This window comes from Pseudomonas mohnii (assembly GCF_900105115.1).
Classification (GTDB): Bacteria; Pseudomonadota; Gammaproteobacteria; order Pseudomonadales; family Pseudomonadaceae; genus Aquipseudomonas; species Aquipseudomonas mohnii.
Genome location: NZ_FNRV01000001.1, coordinates 3,998,553 through 4,024,680 on the forward strand (window position 1 = coordinate 3,998,553; position 26,128 = coordinate 4,024,680).

Genomic DNA, 26,128 nt, shown 5'->3' on the forward strand with positions numbered 1-26,128 from the left:
GATGAGGCCAGCCCAGGCAGCACTAATGCCGGATCAGCTTGCCGTGCACTTCAGCCATGGCCTGTTGATCCAGCTCTAGCCAGAAATGCGGTTGGCCGGCGATCTCGGCAGCGGCCGGCAAACCGTCGCGGTACACCAGCCGATTGCTTGCCAGTGCCGGTACTTTGGGGCCGGGCAGCAGGGTGCCGGCGAGGTTCAAGGGATCGACGCCGCACACCGCGATCAAGCTGCCGTCATGGGGCCGGCGCCGAACTTCGCGCAACAGCGCAATCGCCTCGGGCAGGGCGAATTGCTCGCCCGCCAGGCCACTGACAAAGCGTCCACCGCGAATCTCGCCCCGCGCCTCCAGTCGATGGAAGGTGCGCAGCAATTCTCGCCAGCTCGGCAACCAATCGGCCTCGCGCTCCAGCAAACGCCAGAACACTACGCCATAGCGACGCAGCAGGGTCATGGCGATGTGTTCCAGGGGCTCGGCAGGCGTGGCCGACGGCTGTTTGTTATCGACAACCGGCGCGACAGCCCCGCGCCGTAACAGTGCCCAACGTCCGGCATCGTCCATACCCCCGACAAACGCGCCGCGCCCGCGACGGCTGCTGCGATTCAGACGTTTGCTGGCCGGAGTGATCAGCGCCCGCAGTCCGGCGAAGCTGTCGGCGTTTACCCGTCCGGCGCCCACCAGTTCCTGCAAGGCAATTTCCAGCTCTGAGCGCAGCAGGTGGGCCTCGTGAATCAACTCATCGAAAAACAGCGCGCCGTGCTGGCTGAGTGCGGCATGGACCTTTTGCGTTTTCGGCGACAGTTCGCTGATCGGCGTTTGCTCGGTCAAGTCGCTCCAGAGCCCGACCCGATTGCGCGGCAGTAACAGAATCGGCGTACTGCGCAGCGCCGTGCCGGCACTTTTGTTGCGCGCGGTGAGTCGGGTCCAGACCAGTTTGCCACTGCGGCACAGGTCATCCAGCCAACCTGGCGCATAGTCCTTGAGGCGTGCTGGCAGCAGGTCGCTGTCCCAGGCCGATGCGGCGCCGGGGTAGCCCTCGAACTGCGCGATGATCGTCGGCAACACCGCACTGCCCTGGCCCTGAGTGGCGCTGGACACGTGCTGCCAGTCGAACAGAAACCGCATGAAATCCTGCAACGCCACCGGCTCGATTTCCCGGCGCAGGCGCTTGACCGTGTAGCGATGAATCCGTGCCAGCAAATGACGCTCGCACCATTGTTCTTCGGTCGCACCCGGCGTGAAGCGGCCGCGCAGCACATAACCTTCGCGTTCCAGTTGCGCCAGTGCCTGGGCGACCTGAGTCGCGGGCAAGCCGAGCGGATCGGCAATCGCCTTCAACGGTAACGGGCCAAAAGCACTGAGCCGGGCGCGGATGACTTCAAGCACCGCATCGTCCGCGTTCCAGGCTTCATCGAATCCCGGCAGCGCCTCCCGTGCCGGCAGTACATCAGCCTGTGGGTAAATCGTCCGCAGACAGGTCAGCCGTTCCCGTGCCAGCCACAGCGACGAGTCGAGGCGGCAGGCGCGGCCGCTGTCGGCCAGGGTGTTGAGCCAGTCGAGCCAGTTCGGGTTGGCCTGGGCTTCGGCTTCGGTGATGCACGCCAGGCTCATCAACGCCTCATGCATTTCATCGATGCCATTGGGGGCAGGCCAGGCTTCTTCGCGCACGGCGGCAATCGCTTCGGCGTCCAGCGCGCCGAGGTCGTCGGTCGATTCCGGGTCGCTCCAGCGGCGGTTGAGCACCGCTTGCGTGCGGCGTTCTTCCAGCGGCGCATCGTCGAGAAAGGTGTAGGGGCGGGCGCTGAGAATCTCCGCCGCCAATGGCGAGGGCGCCGGCAGGTCGCGACTGATTAGCCGGACCTCGCCGCGCTCCATGCGCCGCAACAGCGCGAGCCAGCCTTCGCTGTCCATGGCTTCGTGCAGGCAATCGTCGAGGGTTTGTTCCACCAGCGGATGGTCGGGAATGTCCCGCTCGCCGACGAGGTTCTCCACGCAGGCGATCTGATCGGGAAACACGCTGGCGATCAGGTCTTCGCTCTTCATCCGCTGGATTTGCGGCGGGACTTTTCGCCCGCCGGAATAGCGTGGCAACGCCAGCGCCACCCCGGCATTCCAGCGCCAGCGCACGCCGAACAGCGGCGCATCGAGGACGGCTTGAATCAGCGTGTGTTCGGCGCTGTTGCTGTGCAGGTAACGCCACACGTCATCCAGTTCAAAGCTGTGGCTGGTGGACAGCGACAGTACGATGGCGTCTTCACTGGCGGCAGCCTGCAATTCGAAGTTGAAGGTGCGGCAGAAACGCTTGCGCAGGGCCAGGCCCCAGGCACGGTTGATGCGGCTGCCGAACGGTGTGTGGATGATCAGTTGCGTTCCACCGGACTCGTCGAAAAACCGTTCCATCAACAGTGTGTCTTGCGAGGGCAGGGCGCCGAAGGCCTGGCGCGCGCGGGCCAGGTATTCCACCAGTTGTTCGGCGCTGGCCAGGTTCAGGCCGAGGGTTTGCGTCAGCCAGTCGAGGCCGGGCTGCAAGTTGCCCGGCGTAGCGCCGAGCCATTCATCGAGTTGCGCTTGCAGGCGCGCGACGGCGAACGACAGTTCCGCGCTGCGCCCCGGTGCTTCACCGAGCCAGAACGGTATGGTCGGCGGCTGACCCTGGGCATCCTCGACCCGGACCTTGCCGGTCTCGACCCGCAGGATCCGGTACGACGTGTTGCCCAGTTGAAAAACGTCGCCAGCGATGCTTTCCACCGCGAAGTCTTCGTTGACGCTGCCGATGTTCAACCCTTGTGGCTCCAGCAACACGCTGTAGTCGGCGTTGTCCGGAATGGTCCCGCCGCTGGTCACGGCCGTCAGCTTGGCGCCCCGGCGACCGCGCAGGCTGCGGGTCACCGCATCGCGGTGCAGGTAAGCGCTGCGGATGCCCTGGCGACCGTTGTAGCCCTCGGCGAGCATGCGCAGCAGCGCCTGGTAATGTTTTTCGTCGAGCCCGGCATAGGGCGAAGCTTGGCGGAACAGCGCCAATAGCGCGTCTTCCTGCCATTCCTGACAACTGACTTCGGCGATGATCTGCTGGGCCAGCACGTCCAGCGGGGCCTCGGGGATTTGCAGGGTATCGAGTTCGCCCCGGCGCGCGCAGTCGAGCAGGGCGGCGCATTCGATCAGGTCGTCGCGGGTGGTGGCGAACAAACGGCCCTTGGGGGTACCGCCGACCTGGTGTCCGGAGCGACCGACCCGTTGCAAAAAAGCCGAAATCGAGCGCGGCGAGGCGATCTGGCAGACCAGGTCGACGTCGCCAATATCGATGCCCAACTCCAGCGACGCCGTGGCGATCAGCACTTGCAGTTCGCCGCGCTTGAGCCGTTGCTCGGCATCCAGGCGAAACTCCTTGGCCAGGCTGCCGTGGTGGGCGGCCACGGCGTCCTTACCCAGGCGTTCGCTCAAGTGGCGGCTCAGGCGTTCGGCCAGGCGCCGGGTGTTGACGAAAATCAGCGTGGTCCGGTGTTCGCGGGCGAGGGCGGCGAGTCGGTCATACACCAATTCCCAGACATCGTTGGCCATCACCGCTGACAACGGCACCGGTGGTACTTCAATGTCCAGGTCCCGTGGGCGGGCGTGGCCGATGTCGATGATTTCGCACGGACGGTCGCGGCCCACCAGAAAACGTGACACCGCGTCGATGGGTTTTTGCGTGGCGGACAGACCGATGCGCACCAGTGGCTCGGCGCAGAGCGCTTGCAGGCGCTCGAGGCTCAGGGCGAGGTGGCTGCCGCGTTTGCTGGCGGCGATGGCATGGATTTCATCGACGATCACCGTGCGCGTGGTACCGAGCATTTGCCGGCCCGAATCGGAGCCGAGCAGCACGTAGAGCGATTCCGGGGTGGTGACCAGAATGTGCGGCGCCGTCTTGCGCATCGCCGAGCGTTCTTTTTGCGGGGTGTCGCCGGTGCGCACGGCCGTCGTGATCTGCAATTCAGGCAGGCCCAGCAGGCGCAATTGTTCGGTGATCCCGGCCAGCGGGTTTTGCAGGTTGATGCGGATGTCGTTGGACAGCGCCTTGAGCGGCGAGACGTAGACCACCAGGGTTTCGTCCGGCAGGCCTTCGGGCTGCTCCAGGCCACGGTGCACCAGGTCGTCGATCACGGCGAGAAACGCGGTGAGGGTCTTGCCGGAGCCCGTGGGGGCGGCGATCAGGGTCGAGCGACGCTGGCGGATCAACGGCCACGCCCGGGCCTGGGCGGCGGTCACCGTCGCGAAGGTCTTGCTGAACCAGGCGCTGACGGCGGGGTGGAAGCCGTTCAGAGCACTGTCTGCGGGGATGGGCAGGTTCATGCAACAATTTATGCGGGTGGGGGCGAGAAGATGCAAGTACCGCTCAAGATCTTCGCTGAGTCTGAGGGCTCCATCGCGAGCAGGCTCAGGTCGCACAAATCCCGCACATCTACACTTTACGGATGACGGTTGCGCACTAAACCCGCAAAATGCAAGGATTCTGACTACTTTCAACGACAGCGCTCGCGAGCGCTGTCGACAAACCCTCGTTCCAATCAGACTGGGCCTGCTGACTCTATGCGAATGCGCCTTATGTTACTGGGCGGCGGAAATGCCCTTGGGCAGGCGCTGATTCGCCTCGGTGCGGAAGAAGACATCGGTTTCCTCGCCCCCCGCCCACCGCAAGACGGCTGGGATGCCGCGAGCCTGACGCAACTGCTCGACGACACCCGCCCGGACGCGTTGATCAACCTCGCCTACTACTTCGACTGGTTCCAGGCGGAGACGGTCAGCGAACAGCGCCTGGCCGGGCAGGAGCGGGCGATCGAGCGCCTGGCTGAACTGTGCCAGCACCACAACATCGTCCTGCTGCAACCTTCCAGCTATCGCGTGTTCGATGGCTCCCGGGCGACTGCCTACAGCGAAAAAGACGAACCGGTGCCACTGGGCCTGCGTGGTCAGGCGTTGTGGCGCATCGAGCAAAGTGTGCGCGCCACGTGCCCGCAACATGTGCTGTTGCGTTTCGGCTGGCTGCTCGACGACAGTCCCGAGGGCACGCTGGGGCGTTTTCTCAGTCGCGCCGAACTGCCGGAAGAGTTGCTGATGGCCGACGATCGCCGGGGCAATCCGACCCCGGTGGATGACGCTGCCCGCGTGATCATCTCCGTACTCAAGCAACTGGACTGCGCAGCGCCGCTGTGGGGCACTTACCACTACGCCGGGCATGAAGCGACCACGCCGCTGGCCCTGGGCCAGGCGATCCTCACCGAGGCACGCGCCCTGCATCCGCTGGCCATCGAAGCGCCGACCGCCCAGGCTCACGCCGCGCGCCCGGACGCCGCTGAAGAACCGCAACACGCGGTATTGGCCTGCAAAAAAATTCTGCACACGTTCGGGATCAAGCCACGCGCTTGGCGTGCGGCCCTTCCGGGCTTACTCGACAGGTACTATCGCCATGGCTGACGGCCCCGTTTTAATCACCGGCGGTGCCGGTTTCATTGGTTCGCATCTCACCGATGCCTTGCTCGCCAAGGGCCATTCGGTGCGGGTACTCGATGACCTGTCGACCGGCAAGCGCAGCAACCTGCCGCTGGACAATCCCAAGGTCGAGTTGATCGTCGGTGACGTCGCCGATGCCGCACTGGTCGCGCGGGCGATGGCTGGTTGCAGCGCCGTGGCACACCTGGCGGCGGTGGCGTCGGTGCAAGCCTCGGTGGACGATCCGGTGAAAACGCACCAGAGCAATTTCATCGGCTCGCTGAATGTCTGCGAAGCCATGCGTCAGACGGGCGTCAAACGCGTGTTGTTTGCCTCCAGCGCGGCGGTGTATGGCAACAATGGCGAAGGTGAGCCGATCGATGAAGACACGCCCAAGGCGCCGTTGACCCCTTATGCATCGGACAAATTGTCCAGCGAACATTACTTCGATTTCTATGGGCGCCAGCATGGGCTGGAACCGGTGATTTTCCGCTTCTTCAACATCTTCGGCCCACGTCAGGACCCGTCCTCGCCGTATTCCGGAGTGATCAGCATTTTCAGCGAGCGTGCGCAGAACGGCCTGCCGATCACGGTGTTTGGCGACGGCGAGCAGACACGCGATTTTGTCTACGTCGAGGATCTGGTCAGCCTGCTGGTGCAAGCCATCGAGAAACCGCAGGTGGACGTCGGCGCGGTCAACGTTGGCTGGAACGAGGCGACGAGCCTCAAGCAGATGCTGACGGCGCTCAAGGAAGTGATCGGTGAGTTGCCGCCGGTGAGCTACGGCCCGGCACGCTCCGGCGACATCCGTCATTCTCGGGCGAACAACCGGCGCCTGCTGGAGCGCTTTACCCGCCCGCAACAGACGCCGTTGAGTGTCGGACTGGCGCGATTGTTGGGACGCTGAGATTCAGCGAGCACAAAAAAGGCGCCCCTGAGGGCGCCTTTTTTGTGGCCGGATTTCGCTTCTAAGGCGAGGTAATTCCTGTGGTGAGGGGGCAAGCCCCTTCACCACAAAAGCCAGGTTCACCACCACGTGAACATCCGTTAGAACTTGTAACCCAGACCCACCATGTAGATGAACGGGTCCACATCGACGTTGACGCGGGCACGGGTGCCCGGTGCCACGGCGTCGTTTTCCACGGTCGCGCGGGTATCGATGTCGATGTAGCGCAACTGGGCGTTGAGCATGATGTTGTCGGTGATCATGTAATCGGCACCGACCTGGAACGCCATGCCCCAAGAGTTACTCGCCTTGAAGTTGCTGAAGCCATTGGCCTGGGCCTGGCTGCTGACGTGTTCGTCGTAGATCCAGGTGTAGTTGATACCGGCGCCGACGTAAGGCTGGAATGCGGACTTCGCGTCCAGCGGGTAGTACACGACGCTCAGGGTCGGTGGCAGGTGTTTCAGCGAACCGAGTTTGCCGTTCGCTGCACCCAGGGCGGTGCCCTTGAGTTTGACGTCATGCTCGAACGGCGTGGCTGCGAGCAGCTCGATCCCCCAGTTGTTGGTGATCATGTAGGCAAAGTTGAGACCCAACTGTGTGTCGCTGTTCAGGGTCGCCTTGCCCCCCAGATTGGCACCCGCCAACGGACCCTGATCGACTTTGACGCTCGAGCTGTCGTCTTTCGGGTTCACGGTGATTGCACCGGCACGAAGGATGATGTCACCGGCTTCGTGAGCGTGTGCGAGCGGGGCGGCGAGCGCGAGGGAGACCAGCGCGACGCTGAGCAAGGACTTGTTCATGGGGGCTCCAGAGGACGTTAGAAATATTTGATGTCCAATGGTAAACAGCCGTTTGATTCGGTCTTTTGACTCAGCTCAATGAAAGTAGGGTGAGGGGAATTTTGTTGGCGATTTTGCGGGCCTCTTCGCGAGCAAGCTCGCTGCCACAGGGTTGCGCGTTTCCCTGTGGCAGCGAGCTTGCTCGCGATGGCGGATGATCTGACAACGCAAAAAAAACGGGTTCACTCCGGCAATTCATAGATGTAAATCTTGTCCGCCTCCATCTGATACCCGGCATCGGCCAGTTCGCTGGTGGAGGGTTTGACCTGCATCGCACCTTCGATCCAATACGGCTGATACAGTTCGTCGAGCTTCACGCCGACTTCGCTTTTGACATGCACGATCTGGTTCGAGGGCGGCGGCGGAACGTGGATGCAGGCGCCGAAATATGGCACCAGCAGAAACTCCGTCGTACGTCCTTCTTCACTCACTTCCAGCGGCACGATGTAACCCGGCAGGCGAACGTTTTGCCCGTCAAGGGCCTTGACCACCGGCGCGTTGGGCATGTCCTGCCTGGCGGCGGGCGCGGATTCGGCGGACAGCGCGCTGCTCATCTGCGACATGTCGTGCAGTGGCGTCATGTTCGGCACTTCCGCCGGGGCGTCCGGCGGGATCATTTCCGACCAGGTCAGCTCTTTCGGCTCGGCCGCCCATAGGGGCAGGGCGACCAGCATCAACAGCGCAAGCAGAGCGCGGGGCATTTTCAACGTCCTCATAAACGGATCGACAGGCCATCGGCCAAGGATTGGCGATAAGCGCGCCAGGCCGGCACGCTGCCCATCAGCAGCGCGGCGATCAGAATGCCACCGAGCAGTGTCCATTCATATTCGCTTGGCCAGGTCAGCGGCAGAAACAGACCGTAATTGGCTTGCACGTAACCCTGGGCGGCGGCGATGCACACATACAGTAGCGCCACGCCGGCGACCACGCCGGACAATGCCAGGGCAAACGCCTCCAGCACCAGCAGCGTTGCGATGTGCCATGGCCGCGCGCCCACCGAACGCAGGATCGCCATCTCGCGGCGCCGCTCGTTGAGGCTGGTGAGAATAGCCGTGAGCATGCCGATCAGTCCGGTCAGCACGACGAACAGCGACACCACGAACAAGGCTTTTTCCGCCGTGCCCATCAAGCTCCACAATTCTTGCAGGGCCACTCCCGGCAGGATCGCCAGCATTGGTTCGCCGCGGAATTCATTGATTTCACGCTGCAGGGCAAAGGTCGAAATCTTGTTGTTGAGGCCAAGCATGAACGCGGTGATCGCTTGCGGCGTCAGGTCCATGTTGCGCGCCTGATCGGCGCTGACCCGACCTTCGCCCCTGGCCGGCACGCCGTTGTGCCAGTCGATGTGAATGGCTTCCATGCCGCCAAGACTGATGTGCAGCGTGCGGTCCACCGGGGTACCCGTGCGCTTGAGAATGCCGACCACGGTGAAGGGCTTGTCGTCGTGCTTGACCAGGCTGATCGCCGCGACACCGTGGGCCAAGACCAGTTTGTCGCCCAGTTTGTAGTGCAGTGCATCGGCCACTTCGGCTCCGAGCACCACTTCGAACGGATCGGTGGCGAAGGCGCGACCGTCGGCCAATTCCAGGTGTTGCTGGCGGCCGTACTGATAATGCTCGAAGTACGCTTCGGTGGTGCCCATCACCCGATAACCGCGGTGCGAGTCACCGAGGGACATCGGGATCGCCCACTTCACTTTCGGGTTGCTGGCGAAGTGTTCGAAGCTGTCCCAACGAATGTTGTTGGTGGCGTTGCCGATGCGGAACACCGAGTACAACAGCAAATTGACCGAGCCGGAGCGTGCGCCGACGATCAGGTCGGTGCCGCTGATGGTGCTGGCGAAACTGGCCTTGGCCTCGGTGCGCACCCGCTCAACCGCCAACAACAGGCAGACCGACAGGGCAATGGCGAACGCAGTGAGGATCGCGGTGAAGCGGCGGTTAGCCAGGCTGGCCATGGCTAGACGAAACAAATACATCTCAGACCTCGGACGGGGTGGCGGCGCGATTGAGATCGGCCAGCGACAGGTGGCGATCGAACAGCGGCGCGAGGCTTTGATCATGGCTGACGAATAGCAGGCTCGATCCGGCTTCGCGGCATTCGGCGAACAGCAGGCGAATGAAGTTTTCGCGGGCGTCGTAATCCAGGGCAGAGGTCGGTTCGTCGGCGATCACCAGTTCCGGCTGGCCGATCAACGCCCGTGCGGCCGCCACTCTTTGCTGTTGGCCGATGGACAGGGAGTCGGCGCGGCGACTGAGGAGGCTTTCATCTTTCAAACCCAAATGTGCAAGCAACGTGGCAGCTGCTTGATCGATGCTGCCATGACGCTGGATCGCCCGTCGGGCGCGCAACTTGGAGAAGCGGCAAGGCAGCTCGACGTTTTCGCGTACCGAGAGAAACGGCAGCAGGTTGAACTGCTGGAAGATGTAGCCGGTGTGATCGACGCGAAAGTGATCGCGGGCACCGGCCGAGAGTTCGGTCAGTTCCTGGCCGAGCAGGCGGATACTGCCACGATTCGGTTTCTGCACACCGCCGAGCAGGCCGAGCAGGGTGGTCTTGCCACTGCCGCTCGGGCCTTTGAGGAACAGGGTTTCCCCCGGCTCCAGGCGAAACGCCGGAATATCCAGCAACGGTGGGTGACCGGGCCAACTGAAGCCCAGGTCGGACAGTTCGATGAGTGCTTGGGTCATGTGAAACCGGTCTGGTTGGTGGTAAACCCTGTAGGAGCGAGCCTGCTCGCGATGGTGTGTCAGTCAACATCAACGTGGCTGACACTCCTTCGCGAGCAGGCTCGCTCCTACAGGTGATCTTCAGCTAATTCAGAATTTCAGGGCAGCCGCCTTCGCCGTCACCTCAACCCCTTGTTGCCCGCTCGGGCCGATCAGTTGTACCTGAATTTTCTGGGTGGCCGGGAACGTGTTGAAGATATTCGCCAGATCCAGAGTCTTCAGCGCACCGGGAGTGGCGCAAGTGAAGCTGTAATGGGCGTGAATTTCGCTGTGGTCGTGGTGATGTTCGTCCTTGGCGTCTTCGTCGTGATCGTCATCAGCCTCTGGTTTGTCGCCGAACAGCGGGCTTTCCAGTTTCTGACTCGCCACTTCGCAACCGGCGGCTTTCGCCAGGGAGAACAGCGCCACGGGCTTCTCCAGTTGGGCGCGGACGGCAGCCACCTTGGCCTTGTCGGCATCGGTGGTGGCGGTGTGTTCGAAGCCCACCAGGTTCATCGCCGGGCTTTCCAGTTCCAGCTCCAGGGTCTGAGCCTCCAGCACCGCGTTCAAGCGACCGACACCGTGTTCGTGGGCGCCGAGGCTACCGTGCTCATGGTCGTGGTCATGTTCGTCAGCCGCGTGGGCGACAGCCAGCGGCAGCAGGGCAAACGGCAAAGCGAGCAGCAGACGACGCATGGGTGACACTCCGGAAAGTAAAATGAAAAATATGTTATGTAATCTTATAACGTAAGTGCGGAGAGTTTGACTGGCTGCTTGGCGTTGCACAAGTCCCATGGGAGCATGCCGCTTAGAAATAGGCGGGAGCAGACTCATGTTGCGAATTCGCGGGAGCATCGGCGATTGGCCGGTGGATTTGACGTTGGAGATGGATGACGCCGACTGGGCGCGGCTGGGGGCGCAGTTGACCGTGGAAAAAACCGGGGTCACTGCCGCGCCGGCCAAACCGCAGAATCAGGATGATGCGCTGTGGCAGATCGCCAGGGACCTGCTGCGCAAGGCAGGGCAGTTGAGTGGGCCGGATCTGCTGGAGCAACTGGAAGGGCTGACCGGCAATGCGTCGGCGGGCAAACGCCTGTTGGTGCGTTTGCGCCATAGCCCGGACGTGAAGGTGGAAAGTGGCGCGGATACGCCGATCTATCGCTGGTTGTAGGAGCGAGCTGGCTCGCGAAGGATATACGGGAGCCCTGGTTATACAGTTAGCCCGCGTTATGGTTGACGTCCATCGCGAGCAGGCTCGCTCCTACAAGGTCGTGCTTAGTAAAGGGCTGCAAACAACTTGCGACGGTAGGTGGTCACCAGCGGGTGATCGTTGCCGAGCAGTTCGAACACCTGCAGCAAAGTCTTGTGTGGCAAGCCTTCGCTGTAGCTGCGGTTGCGAATGAACAGCTTGAGCAGGCCATCCAGCGCCGCGTCGTATTGCTGGCGGGCCAGTTGCTGCACCGCCAGTTGATAGACCGCCTCATCGTCCTGCGGATTTTTTGCCAGTCGTGCCTTCAGTTCGGCGGCATCCGGCAAGTCCTTGGCCTGGCCGAGAAACTTGATCTGCGCCTTGGCGCCGGCCAATGCAGCCTTGTGTTCATCACTCTTGACCGCGTCGAGCACCGCTTGCGCCTCGCTCAGTTCACCGCGTTCGGTGAGGCAGCGGGCATAGAGGATCAGCGCCTTGGCGTTGGTGTTGTCTTCGCCCAGCAGCACTTTGAGGATGGCTTCGGCGTCGGCGAAGCGGCTGTCGTCGAACAGCGCCTGGGCCTGGTCGAACGGATCGGCCGCCGCGGGCGGCGGCATTTGCACGTGAGGCTCGAGCATCGCCCGCACGGCTGATTCCGGCTGCGCCCCGGCAAACCCGTCGACGGGCTGACCATCCTTGAACAGCACCACGGTCGGCAAGCTGCGAATGCCGAAACGGGCGACGATGTCCTGTTCGATGTCGCAGTTGACCTTGGCCAGCAGCAACTCACCCTGATAACTCTCGGCAATGGTCTGCAGCATCGGCATCAGCACTTTGCACGGCGCACACCATTCGGCCCAGAAATCCACCAGCACCGGTTTGTGGAAAGAATTCTCGATCACCGACTGGTCGAAGTCGGCAGTCGTGGCGTCGAAGATGTACGGCGTTTCCTGGCTCATGGGGGATCTCGTAGAAGCGTGAATGGGGCAACTATACGGCCTGTCGCGACGCTTTCAAGCGCGCCGCGCATGGTAAAGGCTCACATGCCGAAACTCTTCCGGCTCGGCCAGATCCGGCAGGGTCATCGCTTCAAGCATTTCGATTCGGCGATACAACGGATGGCGAAAATCCCGGACTCGCGAATCGGCCACCAGCGCCTCCTGGCCACGACTCAGGAACTCATCGAGTAGCGGCAGGTTCGCCCGGTCGTACAGCACATCGGCGACCAGGATCAGATCAAAGCGATCGGCTTCGGCGAAAAAATCCGTCGAGTAGTGGAGCTGCACGTCATTGAGTTCGGCATTCGCCCGGCAGGCGGCAATCGCCAGCGGGTCGAGGTCGCAAGCCACTACTTCCAGCGCTCCGGCCTTCACCGCCGCAATCGCGGCCACGCCGGAGCCTGCGCCGAAATCCAGGATTCGTTTGCCTTTGACCCATTCAGGGAATTGCGCGAGATAGCGGGCTACCGCCAAGCCACTGGCCCAACAGAAACACCAGTAAGGGGGTTCATGCAGAATCCGTCGGGTTTCTTCCGGGGTGAAGGCGCGGTCCATGTTGTCGCCATCGATCAGCCACAGCTTCAGCTCGGTGCCCGGCAGCTGGCAGTCGACCAATCGCGCATCGCCAAGCAATTCCCCCAAGGCCCGTTGCAGGTCGAGCGGTGCACTCATGGGGCTTTGACGAATTGCAGTTGGCCCAGCACCTGGGTATTCGGTTGCGTGATCGGCTGCGCCGGCAGATGCAGGATCAGCTGGCCGGACTGGCTGGCGCGACCGCGCAGTTCAACCCGGGCACCGGCCGGGAAGGATTCCGGATTGAAGCGCAAGTGAAACGGCAGCTGCTGGTTGTTGCCGATCAGGTTCGAACTGGCGAGTAATTGTTGCGGACGACCTTTTTCGTCGATCACCAGCAGCGCCAGTTCGACTTCGGCGCCTTCGGGCACGCCTTGCAGGGTCCCGCTCAGTTCGCGTTGATAGGCGGGCAACGGGCCGAGGTTGGCCGACTCCCTGGCTATCTTCTGCGCCTGTGCCGGTGCGGGGCCTGGCGTCGGTGACTGGGGTTTGGGTGCATCGCTGCCGCAAGCCACCAGCAGGCTGAAAACACTGAGCAAAACGAGCGGTCGTAACGACATTGGCAGCTCCGTAAAGGTAAATTCCATGGATCGATAGATCATGGCGTCTGTATACCGCAAACCCTATGGCTTGTCTTGCCACGGGGATGCGCTACCATGGCCCTCCCTTTTTTTGTTGCCTGCCACCATGCACTGTCCCTTCTGCGGTGCCAACGACACCAAGGTCATCGACTCGCGTCTGGTCGCCGAGGGCGAACAGGTGCGCCGCCGGCGTGAATGCCTGGCCTGCGGCGAGCGATTCACGACGTTCGAGACCGCCGAACTGGTGTTGCCGCGCCTGATCAAAACCGACGGCAGTCGTCAGCCGTTCGACGAAGAAAAACTCCGCGCCGGCATGCAGCGCGCGCTGGAAAAGCGTCCTGTGAGTGTAGAACGCCTGGAATCGTCGCTGGTGCACATCAAACACAAACTGCGTGCCACCGGCGAGCGCGAGGTCAAATCCCTCGTCGTCGGCGAACTGGTGATGGCCGAGCTGCAGAAGCTCGACGAAGTCGCCTACATCCGTTTCGCCTCGGTGTATCGACGCTTCCAGGACCTCAATGAGTTCCGTGAAGAGATCGATCGCCTGGCCCGTGAGCCGGTGAAAGAATGAGCATGCCAGCCGAACAAGCCATCCTCGACGCCCATTTCATGGCCCGTGCCCTGGAACTGGCGCGCAAAGGTCATTACACGACGCACCCCAATCCCCGGGTCGGTTGTGTGATCGTGCGTGACGGGCAGATCGTCGGCGAAGGCTGGCACGAACGCGCCGGCGAACCCCACGCCGAGGTCCACGCCTTGCGAGCCGCCGGTGAACTCGCCCGTGGCGCCACCGCTTACGTAACCCTCGAACCCTGCAGCCATCATGGCCGGACACCGCCCTGTGCCGACGCACTGGTCAATGCCGGTGTGGCGCGGGTGGTCGCGGCGATGCAGGACCCGAACCCGGAAGTCGCCGGTCGCGGCCTGCAACGCCTGGAGCAGGCCGGCATCGTTACCCAAAGCGGTGTGCTGGAAGGCGAGGCGCGCCAGCTCAATCAAGGCTTCTTGAAACGCATGGAACACGGCTTGCCGTTCGTGCGGGTCAAGTTGGCCATGAGCCTCGATGGCCGCACAGCGATGGAAAGCGGTGAAAGCCAATGGATCACCGGCCCGGCGGCGCGTTCGGCGGTGCAACGCCTGCGGGCCCAGGCCAGTGTGGTGTTGACCGGTGCCGACACGGTGCTGGCGGATAACGCCCGCCTGACCGTGCGCGCCGATGAGCTGGGGCTGGACGCCGAGCAGACCGCCCTGGCCATGAGTCGCCCGCCGCTGCGTGTGCTGGTGGACGGTCGTCTGCGCGTGCCGCTGGATGCGCCATTCTTCAGGGCCGGCCCGGCGCTGGTTGCGACGTGCATGGCAGTGGAAGAGCAATACGCCAACGGACCTGAATGCCTGATCGTGCCCGGCTACGATGGCCAGGTCGATCTGCGCCAGTTACTGATCGAACTGGCCGCTCGCGGCGTCAACGAGGTGTTGGTCGAGGCGGGGCCGCGTCTTGCCGGGGCTTTTGCTCAGCAAGGTCTGGTCGATGAGTTTCAGATCTTCATGGCCGGCAAGTTCCTGGGCTCCTCGGCGCGCCCACTGCTGGACTGGCCGCTCGCGCAAATGAAAGACGCGCCAGTGCTCAAAATTATCGAAATTCGTGCGGTTGGCGATGACTGGCGAGTCACTGCCATTCCTTTGCCAGCAGCGAGCGTATAATTTCCGGCCATCGCTATTGCGCTGGCTCTGTTCTCGAGGAGAACCCCATGTTCACCGGCATTATCGAATCCATCGGCAGTATTCGCGCATTGACCCCAAAAGGCGGAGATGTGCGGGTCCATGTAGAAACCGGCAAGCTCGACCTGAGCGACGTCAAACTGGGCGACAGCATTGCGGTCAACGGCGTGTGCCTGACCGCGGTTGAATTGCCGGGCAACGGCTTTGCGGCCGACGTCAGCCGCGAAACCCTCGACTGCACCGCCATGAACGATCTGAAAAGCGGCAGTCCGGTCAATCTGGAAAAAGCCCTGACTCCGACGACTCGCCTTGGCGGGCATCTGGTCAGCGGGCACGTCGATGGCGTGGGTGAAGTGGTTGCCCGCACCGAGAATGCCCGTGCCGTGGAGTTCCGAATCCGCGCACCGAAAGAACTGGCCAAGTACATCGCCCATAAAGGCTCGATCACCGTCGACGGCACCAGCCTGACCGTGAACGCGGTCGATGGCGCCGAGTTCCTGCTGACAATCATTCCGCACACCCTGAGCGAAACGATCATGGCGTCGTACCAGCCGGGTCGCCGGGTGAATCTGGAAGTGGACTTGCTGGCGCGTTACCTGGAGCGCCTGTTGCTGGGCGACAAGGCCGCAGAGCCTACGGCTGGCAGCACCATTACTGAAAGCTTTCTGGCCGCCAACGGCTACCTCAAATCCTGACTCAAGGGGGTGCCTTGTGGCGCTCAATAGCATCGAAGAACTGGTTGAAGACATCCGCCAAGGCAAGATGGTCATCCTCATGGATGACGAAGACCGCGAGAACGAAGGCGACCTGATCATGGCCGCCGAGTGCTGCAAACCCGAGCACATCAACTTCATGGCCAAGCACGCCCGCGGCCTGATCTGCATGCCGATGAGCCGCGAGCGCTGCGAGCTGTTGAAGCTGCCGCTGATGGCGCCGCGCAACGGTTCCGGTTTCGGCACCAAGTTCACCGTTTCGATCGAAGCGGCCACCGGCGTGACCACCGGCATCTCCGCCGCCGACCGTGCCCGCACCGTGCAGGCGGCGGCCGCGAAAGACGCCAAGGCTGAAGACATCGTCAGCCCTGGCCACATCTTCCCGCTGATGGCCCAGGCCGGCGGTACGCTGGCTCGCGCTGGCCACACCGAAGCCGCCTGCGACCTGGCGCGCATGGCCGGTTTCGAGCCGAGCGGCGTGATCTGCGAAGTGATGAACGACGACGGCACCATGTCCCGTCGCGCGGAACTCGAAGCTTTCGCTGCCGAACACAACATCAAGATCGGCACCATCGCCGACCTGATTCACTACCGGATGATCCACGAACGTACCGTTCAGCGGATTGCCGAGCAGCCGCTGGACAGCGAACTGGGCCAATTCAACCTGGTGACCTATCGTGACTCCGTGGAAGGCGACGTGCACATGGCACTGACCCTGGGCAATGTCTGCGCTGATGAACCGACCCTGGTTCGCGTGCACAACATGGACCCGCTGCGCGACCTGCTGATGGTCAAGCAACCGGGCCGCTGGAGCCTGCGCGCCGCCATGGCCGCGGTTGCCGAGGCCGGCAGCGGCGTGGTGCTGTTGCTCGGCCACCCGCTCGATGGCGACGTGTTGCTGGCGCACATCCGCGAAACCGCAGACCACGCGGCCGTGAAAAAACCGACCACCTACAGCATTGTCGGTGCCGGTTCGCAGATCCTGCGTGACCTCGGTGTGCGCAAAATGCGCCTGATGTCCGCACCGATGAAATTTAATGCGATATCCGGTTTCGATCTGGAAGTTGTAGAATACGTGCCCTCCGAATAATGACCGGTTGTTTCCGGCCTTGAATTCGCGGTTCAAATATCACTGAGGGGCGCGTAGAAGACGCGTCCCGGCTCTTTAAGAGATCTAACGAATGACCCTGAAGACCATCGAAGGTACCTTCATCGCCCCTAAAGGCCGCTACGCTCTGGTAGTGGGCCGTTTCAACAGCTTCGTCGTTGAAAGCCTGGTCAGCGGTGCAGTTGATGCCCTGGTTCGCCATGGCGTGAGCGAAAGCGACATCACCATCATCCGTGCGCCTGGCGCCTTCGAAATCCCGCTGGTTGCGCAGAAAGTCGCTCAGAAGGGTGAGTTCGCGGCAATCATCGCCCTGGGCGCGGTCATTCGTGGCGGTACTCCGCATTTCGAATACGTGGCAGGCGAATGCACCAAGGGCCTGGCCCAGGTGTCCATGGAGTTCGGCATTCCGGTCGCTTTCGGCGTCCTAACCGTTGATTCCATCGAGCAAGCCATCGAACGTTCCGGCACCAAGGCCGGTAACAAAGGTGCTGAAGCTGCCCTGTCCGCTCTGGAAATGGTCAGCCTGCTGGCGCAGTTGGAGGCCAAGTGATTAGCGACGAAAGCGATCGTTTCAACCCGCGCGATCCAAAGCCTGCGGATGCCGGCAAGCCATCGAAAAGCGTCAAGCGTCGTGAAGCCCGTCAGCTCGCGACCCAGGCGCTGTACCAATGGCACATGGCCAAACAGTCGCTGAACGAGATCGAAGCGCAGTTCCGGGTCGATAACGATTTCAGCGATGTCGACGGCGCGTACTTCCGCGAGATCCTCCACGGGGTTCCGCAGTTCATGACCGAAATCGACATCGCACTCAAGCCTTGCCTGGACCTGACCATCGAAGAGCTCGACCCGGTTGAACTGGCGGTTCTGCGCCTGTCCACCTGGGAACTGCTCAAGCGCGTCGACGTGCCGTACCGCGTTGTGATCAACGAAGGTATCGAACTGGCCAAGGTCTTCGGTTCCACCGACGGTCACAAGTTCGTCAACGGTGTGCTCGACAAACTGGCCCCGCGCCTGCGTGAAGCTGAAGTAAAGGCGTTCAAGCGCTAACCTGCGCTTGAGCTGCCATTACCATGGGTGAGTTTGAGCTGATCCGCAATTTCTTCGCCGCCGCGCCTTGTGCGCAGGGCGGCGAAGGCGTTGACCTCGGGATCGGTGACGATTGCGCCTTGCTGGCTGTTCCCCCCGGGGAGCAGTTGGCGATTTCTACCGATACGCTGGTGGCCGGTGTGCATTTCGCCGACCCTTGCGATCCCTTTCTGCTCGGTCAGCGCTCGCTGGCCGTGGCCGTCAGTGACCTGGCCGCCATGGGCGCCACCCCCATTGCCTTTACCCTTGCCCTGACCTTGCCAACGGTGACTGCCGATTGGTTGCAGGCCTATGCCCGCGGTTTGAACCGGATGGCGCAAAGCTGCGGCGTTGCATTGGTGGGCGGTGACACCACCCGCGGGCCGTTGAGCATGACCATGACCGTGTTCGGGCGCGTACCCAACGGGCTGGCCCTTTGCCGCAGCGGCGCGCAACCGGGCGACTTGTTGTGCGTCGGCGGTGAACTGGGCAATGCCGCTGGCGCCTTGCCGCTGGTGCTCGGCGAGCGCACTGCCGAACCTGCCATCGCCGATCCGCTGCTGGCGCACTATTGGTCGCCGCAACCGCAGTTGGCGCTGGGCCAGGCATTGCGTGGCAAGGCAACGGCGGCGCTGGACATCTCCGACGGCTTGCTCGCTGACTGTGGGCATATTGCCCAGGCCTCGAAGGTCTCCGTTCAAGTCGAGCGCGATCGCTTGCCGTTGTCCGGGGCCCTGGTCGCTTTCCTCGGGCAGGCGGGCGCGCAGAACGCGGCCCTCAGCGGTGGTGATGATTACGTATTGGCTTTCACGCTGCCGTCCGTCGAGTTATCGCCATTACTGTCCGAGGGCTGGCCGATTCATGTGATCGGGCGGATTGTGGCGGGGCAGGGCGTGACACTGCTCGATAGCGATGGGCAAGACATCACCCCGCAAACCCAGGGTTATCAACATTTTCGGGAGTCACCGTGACAGATCATCCCAAACAGGTCCCGGCGGAAGTCGTACCGCCGTCGGTCTGGCGCAACCCGTGGCATTTCCTGGCGTTCGGCTTCGGCTCGGGCACCTTGCCAAAGGCCCCCGGCACCTGGGGTTCATTGGTTGCGCTACCTTTTATCCCGTTGTGGCAGATGCTGCCGGACTGGGGTTACTGGCTGATGCTCGGCATCACCATGCTGTTCGGCTTCTGGCTGTGCGGCAAAGTCGCGGACGACTTGCGGGTGCACGACCATGAAGGCATCGTCTGGGACGAGATGGTCGGGATGTGGATCACCCTGTGGCTGGTGCCGGAAGGCTGGCAGTGGTTGCTGGCGGGTTTCCTGATGTTCCGTTTCTTCGATATTCTCAAGCCGTGGCCGATTCGCTGGATCGACCGGCATGTACACGGTGGCGTCGGGATCATGCTCGATGATGTTTTGGCGGGTGTGTTTGCGTGGCTGGCAATGCAGGGGTTGGTATGGATTTTCGCCTGACCTGACCGTAAAGGTCTTGAGGCGCCAAGTGGGAGAACTAAGGATGGCTCTACACAGGTTGATAGTAATGGTGCTTGCGGTGTTTTGCTCCCTCGCGCAAGCGCAGGAGGTCGTGGCGCCGCCGTCGGTCATTCACCTGGCCAGCGAAGACTGGGAGGACTATACCGCCGCCGATGGCCATGGGCTGGGCTGGGACGTGCTGCGACAAGTTTTCGAACCGGCAGGCGTCAAGCTCGATATCCGCACTGAACCCTATCTGCGCTCCGTAGGCCTGGCCAAGCGTGGCGAGGTCGACGCCTGTGTCGGTTCCTATCGCGACGAATCCAGCGAACTGCTCTATCCCCGCTGGAACTTCGATACCGATCACATCTACGCCTTGGGGCTGGCCAGCAGCCCGGTGCCGACCCCGGAAACCCTGGGCAATTATCGGCTGGCGTGGGTTCGTGGCTACGACTACCAGGATTACTTGCCCAATGTGCGTCATTACGCCGAAGTCATCCGGCGTACCGGTATCGTTTCGATGCTGACCCACAGCCGTGCCGACTTCTATATAGACGCGTTGACCGAGGTCGATTACGTCGTCAGCCGCGCCAAGGATCCATCGCAGTTGCGCCGCACCCATATCGCAGAACTGCCGCTGTATCTGTGCTTTGCCAAGACCCCGCAGGCCCGTACGCTGATGGTGTTGTTTGACCAGCGCATGGAACAACTGGTGAAAAGCGGCGAGCTCAAACCCATTTTCGAACGCTGGAAACAGCCTTATCCGTTTGATGAAAACTGAAGGGCTGACACCTCACAGGAGCGGTGTTGTCAGGGGGCATATCAAACTTTTTGATCGTTATCCCCGATAATTCAGCCTAAGCGTCATCCGGAACCTGCTGTTACAATGCCCGCCTGCGAATCTTCAGACTTTTAGATCAGGAGCACACAGGTGCCTGTCGTTTTTGTCGCCGCTTGCAAGCTGCCAACGCCTTTTGCGCAATTCACCATGCATGGCTTTCTCGATGAAGCCACCGGCCGTGAGCACGTTGTGCTGAGCCTGGGCGAGATTGCCGACGGTGCCCCGGTACTCGGCCGGTTGCACTCCGAATGCCTGACGGGCGATGCCTTGTTCAGCCAGCGTTGCGACTGCGGCTCGCAACTCGAAGCCGCGTTGCAGGCGATTGCCCGCGAAGGCCGTGGCGTATTGCTGTACTTGCGTCAGGAAGGCCGTGGCATTGGCCTGCTGAACAAGATCCGCGCCTATGAGCTGCAGGATGGCGGTGCCGACACCGTTGAAGCCAACGAGCGCCTGGGCTTTGCCGCCGACCAGCGCGACTACGCCATGTGCCTGCCGATGCTGGAGCACTTGGGCGTGAAATCCCTGCGTTTGATGACCAACAACCCGCGCAAGGTCAAAGCCTTGACCGAGATGGGCATCGTGGTCGCCGAGCGCGTGCCATTGCACACCGGTCACAATCCGCACAACAAACTCTACCTGGCGACCAAGGCGAGCAAGCTTGACCACATGATGGGCAATGAACATCAGGGCGAGGTAGACCGGGCGTGACCCGCGGTCAGGTGCGGCGGCGACTGTCCGTCAACTGGTGGCAATACCTGGCGCTGGCCTTGTTGCCGCTGTTCGTGATCAACGGCGTGTTCGGCCAGAGCGAAGCGATCTTGCCGGTGCTGGCAATGCCGTTGTTCATCGCCGGTGTGGCTTCGATGTTTGTCAGCCTGAAGTTTTTCGGTGCTTACAAGCACGCCTTGATCGCCACCCAGAAAGCCCTTGATACCCCTGAAGAGCCTGCCGCGTGGGTCAGTCTGGCGACCAAACGGCGTACGGCATTTCTTGTCGCCGGCCTGCCGGCATGGATCGGTGCCCTGGCCGTGTTCGTTGGTCTCGAAGCCGTGCCGCTGGTGCTGCTGGCGCTCTCGACCACGGTGCTGTTCTACCTCTACCGCATTCCGCGTCAACTCGGCTGATGCATGCGGCCTGGCTGGCGGTTCTGCTGCTGGCCGTCAGCGGCTCGGTGGCGGCGGTCGAACGGGTCGTCAGCCTGGCGCCATCGCTCTCTGAAATCGTTGTCGAACTGGGTTCAGCCGACCTGCTGGTGGGGGTGCTGGATGCCGGTGAGCGTCCCGCTGAAATCCAGGACCTGCCTTCCGTTGGCCGCTACGGTCAGTTGGACATGGAGCGGCTGCTCAGCCTCAAGCCCGACTTGCTGCTGCTCTGGCCCGGCAGCGTCGGTCCGGCTCAGCGTGAACAACTCAAAAACCTGAACATCCCGACCTACGTCGCCGAACCCCATGACCTGGACCAACTCGCCGCGCAAATCGAGGCGATTGCCACGCAACTGGGGCGGCCGGAGCGCGGTGTCTCACTGGCGACGGGGTTAAGGCAGCGCCTGACGGAGTTGCGTCAACGTTATCGCCGCGATCAACCGTTGCGGGTGTTTTATCAGGTCTGGGATCGGCCGCTGTACACCATTGGTGGCGAGCAGATCATCAGTAATGCGCTCGAAGTTTGCGGGGCACGAAATGTATTCGGCGACCAGGCGCTGGCCGCGCCACAGGTCAGTGTGGAGGCGGTGTTACAGCGCAATCCGCAGGTGATTCTGGCCGGCGATCAGGCGCAGCTCGATGCGTGGAAAACCTGGGGCCAGGTGGAAGCGGTGGCGAAGGGGCAGTTGCTGTTGGTGGCGGATAAAGGCCTGGAGCGGCCCAGCGGGCAAATGATCGAAGCGACCGCCAAGCTTTGCCAGTTGATCGCACCTGACCGTTGAGGCCTGTCCGAACACCGCTCTTTTCAGATCAGATCTGCGGCGTCCACGTCACCCCAAACATCCACGTTCGACCTTCCTCACGATACCCATACTGACTGCCTTCATGGCTGTACAGCACCCGGCTGTAGTCCTTGTCCAGCAGGTTATCGACCTTCAACTCCAGCTTGATCTCGCGATTGAGCTCCCAGCTGCTACGCAACCCCAACAAGGCATAGCCGCCCAAGGGTTGTTGATTGTTCAGGTCGTCATAGCTGCCGCTCACCGCTTGCCAGCTGGCGCCGAGGCCCAGGCGGTCGAACTGCCGGTCCAGGTCCAGGCTCAAGGTGCGCCGGGCACGCCGCGCCAGGGTATGGCCCGTGTCGCGATCGCGGGGGTCAATGATCGCTACGCCGAGGTTGCTCTGCCAGCCGAACAGCTCTTGTTTCAACGCCGCTTCAAAGCCGTTGATCCGTGCCGAAGCCACGTTCTGCGGGCGCGAGTTGCTGCCGAAGATGATCGCGTCTTCCAAATCCGTGCGGTACAGCGAGGCTTCCAGGCGACTGTCCTGCGTCAACTGACTGCGCCATTGCAGCTCATAGCTCTTTGACGTTTCGGGTTTCAGGTCCGGGTTGCTGAAGTCCGGGTAATACAGGTCGTTGAAGGTCGGTGCGCGGAAGCCTTCGCTGTAGCTCAGCAGGATGTCGTTGTCCGGGTTCAGCGGCAGCGTGAAGGTGCCGCTCCAGCTGTTCTGGCCGCCGAACTGCTGATTGTCATCGTGACGCAAGCCCAGCTCGGTGGAGAAGCGGTCTGTCTGATAGCGGTGCTGGATGAACGCCGCGCGGTTCCAGCGACTGTCTTCGTTGAAGTCCGTGCTGCTGTTTATCCGGTCTTCGTACCAGTCGCCGCCGAGGATCAGGCTGTTGTGCTCGTTGAGCGTCAGGTCGTTCTGCCAGGTCAGCGAGTCGCGATAGGTGTTGAACACGCTGCGCTCGTCACTGAGTTTGTCGAGGGTCTTCTCGCGGTTTTCGCTGTGGCCGAATTCGAGGCGGGTTTTCCAGAGGTCATTCACTCGCGCGTCGAGGTAGCTGCTGACACTGCTCACGTCGAATTCGCTGTAGGGCTGCTGCTGCAACGACTCGAAGGTGGCCGGGTCAAAGCGGCCGAACGGGTTGTCGAACGCGTTTTTGCCGCGGTTATCCAGCACGTTGGCGCCGATTTCAATGTCGTCGGTGAGTGCGTGGCTCAGGCTCAGGCTCAGCGACTTGTTGCGGTATTCATCGTGATCGCCATCGCTGGGATACGACTGGCGGGTGCGGTTGATCCCGGCGGTTTCATCAAGGCTGGTGCCAAGGTTGAAGCGGGTGCGTTCATCGCCACCGGACAGGCCGAGGCTGCGCTCCCAGGTCTGGTTGCTGCCAAAGCCCATGTGCAGGCGCGGTTGCAAGCCTTGCTCGCCGCCGCGACGGGTGAAGATCTGGATGACGCCGCCAATCGCATCGCTGCCGTAAATCGCCGAGCGGGAGCCGCGCAGCACTTCTACGCGCTCGACCTGCTCGATGTTGATGTGTTGCAGGTTGCTGTCACCGGAGGTCGAGTTGCCGATCCGTTGGCCGTCCACCAGCACCAGGCTCTGGGCCGATTGAGTGCCGCGAATGTACACCCCCGGCAAACTGCCACGACCACCGGTTTGCGCCACTTGTACGCCCGGCACTCGACGCAGCAAATCGGCGATGCTGTTCGGTTGCAGGCGGTCGATGTCTTCGCGGGTGAACACGGTATTGGCGGCGCTGCTGTCGTTGCGCGCTTCGACCTGGCGGTTGGCGCTGATCAGCACGTCGGGCAGCTTCAGGGCTTGATCGCGTTCGAAAGTGTCAGCGAGGGTATTGGCGGTGGGTAGCAGAATCAGGGGCAGGGCGATGCGGGCAAACTTCATTGATAGTCCGATGGTGCTTTGAGGCAAATACAGTTTTGAGAGCCCACAAAACACTGTGGGAGCGGGCTTGCCCGCGAAGGCGTCGGTACAGCCAACATTGATGCTGGATAAGCCGGCCTCTTCGCGGGCAAGCCCGCTCCCACAGGGAAAGTGTGTTTAGCGGTTAAGCAGCTGCAGCCGTTCGCGGATCCTGGCTTCGATGCCTGCCTCGTCCAATCCACACTCCGCCAGCATTTGCGCAGGCTTGGCATGCTCGACGTAGCTGTCCGGCAAGCCCAGGTGCAGCATCGACTTGAGGATGTTTTCCCGGGCAAGGAACTCGCTGACCGCGCTGCCGGCGCCGCCCATGATCGCGTTTTCTTCGACGGTCACCAGCAGCTCATGGCTGGCGGCGATTTCACGGACCAGTGCTTCGTCCAGTGGTTTGACGAAGCGCATGTCGACCACGGTGGCGTCCAGCGTCTCGGCGACTTTCAGCGCCTCGGCCAGTTGTACGCCAAACACCAGCAGGGCGACTTTGCTGCCTTGACGGCGAACCACGCCCTTGCCGATTTCGATCGGTTCGAGGTTCTTCTCGATGGTCGCATTCGGGCCGGTGCCACGCGGGTAGCGCACCGCCGCCGGGCCTTCGTACAGATGGCCGGTGGTGAGCATTTTGCGCAGCTCGTTTTCGTCGCTCGGGGTCATCACCAGCATGCCGGGGATGCAGCGCAGGAACGACAGGTCGAAGCTGCCGGCGTGCGTCGGGCCGTCTTCGCCCACCAGACCTGCACGGTCAATGGCGAACAATACGTCGAGGTTCTGCACTGCCACGTCATGGATCAGTTGGTCGTAGCCGCGCTGCAGGAAGGTCGAGTAAATCGCCACCACCGGTTTCGCGCCTTCGCAGGCCATGCCGGCGGCAAGGGTCACGGCGTGTTGCTCGGCGATCGCCACGTCGAAGTAACGCAACGGGAAGCGCTCGCTGAAGGCCACCAGGTCGGAGCCTTCCTTCATTGCCGGGGTAATGCCCACCAGGCGTGGGTCGGCGGCGGCCATATCGCACAGCCATTCACCGAACACACCGGAATACTTCGGCCCGCTGGTTTTTTTCGGCGCAGCGGCAGGGGCGTCCAGTGGCTCGAGCTTGGTGATCGCGTGGTAGCCGATCGGATCGACTTCAGCAGGCGCGAAGCCCTTGCCCTTCTTGGTGACGATGTGCAGGAACTGCGGGCCTTTCAGATCGCGCATGTTGCGCAGGGTGGCGATCAGGGTCGGCAGGTCGTGGCCATCGATCGGGCCGATGTAGTTCCAGCCCAGCTCTTCGAACAGGGTGCCGGGGACCAGCATGCCTTTTGCGTATTCTTCGGTGCGACGGGCGATTTCCCAGGCCCCGGGCAGGCGCGACAGCACTTTCTTGCTGCCTTCGCGCATGCTGGCGTAGGTGCGGCTGGAAAGGATCTTCGCCAGATAGTTGGACAAGCCACCGACGTTGCGCGAGATCGACATGTCGTTGTCGTTGAGGATCACCAGCATGTCGGCGTTCACTTCCGGCGCGTGGTTCAGCGCTTCGAACGCCATGCCGGCGGTCAAGGCGCCGTCGCCGATCACCGCGATGGCCTTGCGATCATTGTTTTGCAGGCGGGAGGCAATGGCCATGCCCAGCGCTGCGCTGATCGAGGTGCTGGAGTGGCCGACGCCAAAGGTGTCGTATTCGCTCTCGGAACGGCGCGGGAAGGCGGCGATGCCGTCCTTCTGGCGCAGGGTGCCCATGCGCTCGCGACGACCGGTGAGGATCTTGTGCGGATAAGCCTGATGACCCACGTCCCACACCAGCCGGTCGTCCGGGGTGTCGAAGACGTAATGCAACGCGATGGTCAGCTCGATCACGCCCAGGCCGGCGCCGAAATGCCCACCGGTCTGACCGACCGTGTAGAGCAATTCCAGGCGCAACTCATCGGCCAGGGTTTCCAGCTCGGCTTCGCCTAACCGGCGCAGGCCGTCCGGCGTATTCGCGCGGTCGAGCAGGGGCGTGGTTGGGCGCTTGCGGGGAATCTCATGAAACGTCGTGGGCATCAGGCGAATCGTTATAGGTATA

At 62.3% G+C, this 26,128-nt stretch carries 26 protein-coding genes; 15 read left to right on the forward strand and 11 right to left on the reverse strand.

Going from position 1 to position 26,128, the window contains the following annotated elements; genetic code table 11:
- Positions 1 to 22 precede the first annotated feature (22 nt).
- Positions 23 to 4,327: an Lhr family helicase gene (locus tag BLV61_RS18580; protein WP_090466827.1), complete on the reverse strand. Its 4,305-nt coding sequence runs from the start codon at positions 4,325 to 4,327 to the stop codon at positions 23 to 25.
- 237 nt (positions 4,328 to 4,564) lie between these two features.
- Between BLV61_RS18580 and BLV61_RS18585 the strand changes: the two genes are divergently transcribed.
- Together BLV61_RS18585 and BLV61_RS18590 are read left to right on the forward strand one after the other, a co-directional pair.
- Positions 4,565 to 5,449: a sugar nucleotide-binding protein gene (locus tag BLV61_RS18585; RefSeq protein ID WP_090466829.1), complete on the forward strand. Its 885-nt coding sequence runs from the start codon at positions 4,565 to 4,567 to the stop codon at positions 5,447 to 5,449.
- Entirely contained in the window at positions 5,442 to 6,371 is a 930-nt protein-coding gene (locus BLV61_RS18590) for an NAD-dependent epimerase/dehydratase family protein (protein WP_090466833.1), read from the forward strand. Before BLV61_RS18585 ends, BLV61_RS18590 begins: the two co-directional genes overlap by 8 nt.
- Positions 6,372 to 6,511: 140 nt before the next feature.
- Here the strand turns inward: BLV61_RS18590 and BLV61_RS18595 are convergent, their stop codons facing one another.
- The 5 genes from BLV61_RS18595 to BLV61_RS18615 form a co-directional block, all read right to left on the reverse strand.
- A complete protein-coding gene (locus BLV61_RS18595) occupies positions 6,512 to 7,210 on the reverse strand; it encodes an OmpW/AlkL family protein (protein ID WP_047533897.1) in 699 nt (232 codons plus the stop codon).
- A gap of 221 nt (positions 7,211 to 7,431) precedes the next feature.
- Positions 7,432 to 7,950, reverse strand: a complete 519-nt coding sequence (locus BLV61_RS18600; protein ID WP_090466835.1) for a DUF3299 domain-containing protein — start codon at positions 7,948 to 7,950, stop codon at positions 7,432 to 7,434.
- Positions 7,951 to 7,961: 11 nt separating this feature from the next.
- On the reverse strand, positions 7,962 to 9,227 hold the full coding sequence (locus BLV61_RS18605) for an ABC transporter permease (protein WP_047533894.1): 1,266 nt from the start codon (positions 9,225 to 9,227) through the stop codon (positions 7,962 to 7,964).
- Between the two features lies 1 nt (position 9,228).
- The gene (locus BLV61_RS18610; protein WP_090466837.1) at positions 9,229 to 9,939 is read right to left on the reverse strand and encodes an ABC transporter ATP-binding protein; all 711 of its coding nucleotides are present in this window, start codon (positions 9,937 to 9,939) and stop codon (positions 9,229 to 9,231) included.
- Positions 9,940 to 10,068: 129 nt separating this feature from the next.
- On the reverse strand, positions 10,069 to 10,653 hold the full coding sequence (locus tag BLV61_RS18615) for a DUF2796 domain-containing protein (RefSeq protein WP_090466839.1): 585 nt from the start codon (positions 10,651 to 10,653) through the stop codon (positions 10,069 to 10,071).
- 136 nt (positions 10,654 to 10,789) lie between these two features.
- Here BLV61_RS18615 and BLV61_RS18620 point away from each other — a divergent pair, with 136 nt between their 5' ends.
- On the forward strand, positions 10,790 to 11,128 hold the full coding sequence (locus BLV61_RS18620) for a hypothetical protein (protein WP_047533888.1): 339 nt from the start codon (positions 10,790 to 10,792) through the stop codon (positions 11,126 to 11,128).
- Between the two features lie 104 nt (positions 11,129 to 11,232).
- Here BLV61_RS18620 and trxA read toward each other — a convergent pair whose 3' ends face one another.
- Genes trxA through BLV61_RS18635 form a run of 3 tightly spaced genes read right to left on the reverse strand, consistent with a single transcriptional unit; the run spans position 11,233 to position 13,277 of the window.
- Entirely contained in the window at positions 11,233 to 12,105 is an 873-nt protein-coding gene (trxA, locus tag BLV61_RS18625) for a thioredoxin (protein ID WP_090466841.1), read from the reverse strand.
- Between the two features lie 54 nt (positions 12,106 to 12,159).
- On the reverse strand, positions 12,160 to 12,816 hold the full coding sequence (locus BLV61_RS18630; RefSeq protein WP_090466844.1) for a class I SAM-dependent methyltransferase: 657 nt from the start codon (positions 12,814 to 12,816) through the stop codon (positions 12,160 to 12,162).
- Complete coding sequence (locus BLV61_RS18635; RefSeq protein WP_047533882.1) at positions 12,813 to 13,277, reverse strand: YbaY family lipoprotein; 465 nt, start codon at positions 13,275 to 13,277, stop codon at positions 12,813 to 12,815. The genes BLV61_RS18630 and BLV61_RS18635 overlap by 4 nt, the downstream gene beginning before the upstream one ends.
- Before the next feature lie 127 nt (positions 13,278 to 13,404).
- Between BLV61_RS18635 and nrdR the strand changes: the two genes are divergently transcribed.
- The 12 genes from nrdR (at position 13,405) to BLV61_RS18695 (ending at position 22,139) form a co-directional block, all read left to right on the forward strand.
- Positions 13,405 to 13,869: a transcriptional regulator NrdR gene (gene nrdR / locus BLV61_RS18640; RefSeq protein ID WP_003228656.1), complete on the forward strand. Its 465-nt coding sequence runs from the start codon at positions 13,405 to 13,407 to the stop codon at positions 13,867 to 13,869.
- Positions 13,866 to 14,999 carry a bifunctional diaminohydroxyphosphoribosylaminopyrimidine deaminase/5-amino-6-(5-phosphoribosylamino)uracil reductase RibD gene (ribD, locus tag BLV61_RS18645; protein ID WP_090466846.1) on the forward strand — a complete coding sequence of 378 codons (1,134 nt, stop codon included), beginning with the start codon at positions 13,866 to 13,868 and terminating at the stop codon, positions 14,997 to 14,999. The genes nrdR and ribD overlap by 4 nt, the downstream gene beginning before the upstream one ends.
- A 47-nt stretch (positions 15,000 to 15,046) precedes the next feature.
- On the forward strand, positions 15,047 to 15,712 hold the full coding sequence (locus tag BLV61_RS18650; protein WP_008059524.1) for a riboflavin synthase: 666 nt from the start codon (positions 15,047 to 15,049) through the stop codon (positions 15,710 to 15,712).
- Positions 15,713 to 15,728: 16 nt separating this feature from the next.
- Complete coding sequence (gene ribBA / locus BLV61_RS18655) at positions 15,729 to 16,820, forward strand: bifunctional 3,4-dihydroxy-2-butanone-4-phosphate synthase/GTP cyclohydrolase II (RefSeq protein WP_047533876.1); 1,092 nt, start codon at positions 15,729 to 15,731, stop codon at positions 16,818 to 16,820.
- A 91-nt stretch (positions 16,821 to 16,911) separates the two neighbouring features.
- Complete coding sequence (ribH, locus tag BLV61_RS18660) at positions 16,912 to 17,388, forward strand: 6,7-dimethyl-8-ribityllumazine synthase (RefSeq protein WP_090466848.1); 477 nt, start codon at positions 16,912 to 16,914, stop codon at positions 17,386 to 17,388.
- Positions 17,385 to 17,885 carry a transcription antitermination factor NusB gene (gene nusB / locus BLV61_RS18665; protein WP_090466851.1) on the forward strand — a complete coding sequence of 167 codons (501 nt, stop codon included), beginning with the start codon at positions 17,385 to 17,387 and terminating at the stop codon, positions 17,883 to 17,885. Before ribH ends, nusB begins: the two co-directional genes overlap by 4 nt.
- A gap of 23 nt (positions 17,886 to 17,908) precedes the next feature.
- A complete protein-coding gene (thiL, locus tag BLV61_RS18670; RefSeq protein ID WP_090466853.1) occupies positions 17,909 to 18,874 on the forward strand; it encodes a thiamine-phosphate kinase in 966 nt (321 codons plus the stop codon).
- Complete coding sequence (locus BLV61_RS18675; RefSeq protein WP_047533863.1) at positions 18,871 to 19,374, forward strand: phosphatidylglycerophosphatase A family protein; 504 nt, start codon at positions 18,871 to 18,873, stop codon at positions 19,372 to 19,374. The genes thiL and BLV61_RS18675 overlap by 4 nt, the downstream gene beginning before the upstream one ends.
- A gap of 43 nt (positions 19,375 to 19,417) precedes the next feature.
- Complete coding sequence (locus BLV61_RS18680; protein ID WP_090466856.1) at positions 19,418 to 20,155, forward strand: substrate-binding periplasmic protein; 738 nt, start codon at positions 19,418 to 19,420, stop codon at positions 20,153 to 20,155.
- A gap of 150 nt (positions 20,156 to 20,305) precedes the next feature.
- Positions 20,306 to 20,923, forward strand: coding sequence for a GTP cyclohydrolase II (gene ribA, locus BLV61_RS18685; protein ID WP_047533858.1), 618 nt, complete (start codon positions 20,306 to 20,308; stop codon positions 20,921 to 20,923).
- Entirely contained in the window at positions 20,920 to 21,339 is a 420-nt protein-coding gene (locus tag BLV61_RS18690; protein WP_090466858.1) for an MFS transporter, read from the forward strand. The genes ribA and BLV61_RS18690 overlap by 4 nt, the downstream gene beginning before the upstream one ends.
- The gene (locus BLV61_RS18695; RefSeq protein WP_090466861.1) at positions 21,339 to 22,139 is read left to right on the forward strand and encodes a cobalamin-binding protein; all 801 of its coding nucleotides are present in this window, start codon (positions 21,339 to 21,341) and stop codon (positions 22,137 to 22,139) included. Before BLV61_RS18690 ends, BLV61_RS18695 begins: the two co-directional genes overlap by 1 nt.
- A 28-nt stretch (positions 22,140 to 22,167) precedes the next feature.
- On the opposite strand, the gene BLV61_RS18700 is transcribed toward BLV61_RS18695, so the two are convergent.
- Both BLV61_RS18700 and dxs read right to left on the reverse strand, forming a co-directional pair.
- Positions 22,168 to 24,051, reverse strand: a complete 1,884-nt coding sequence (locus BLV61_RS18700) for a TonB-dependent receptor domain-containing protein (protein WP_090466863.1) — start codon at positions 24,049 to 24,051, stop codon at positions 22,168 to 22,170.
- 156 nt (positions 24,052 to 24,207) lie between these two features.
- Positions 24,208 to 26,106 (reverse strand): 1-deoxy-D-xylulose-5-phosphate synthase, encoded by a 1,899-nt coding sequence (gene dxs / locus BLV61_RS18705; protein ID WP_090466865.1) that lies wholly within the window; start codon positions 26,104 to 26,106, stop codon positions 24,208 to 24,210.
- Between the last annotated feature and the right edge of the window lie 22 nt (positions 26,107 to 26,128).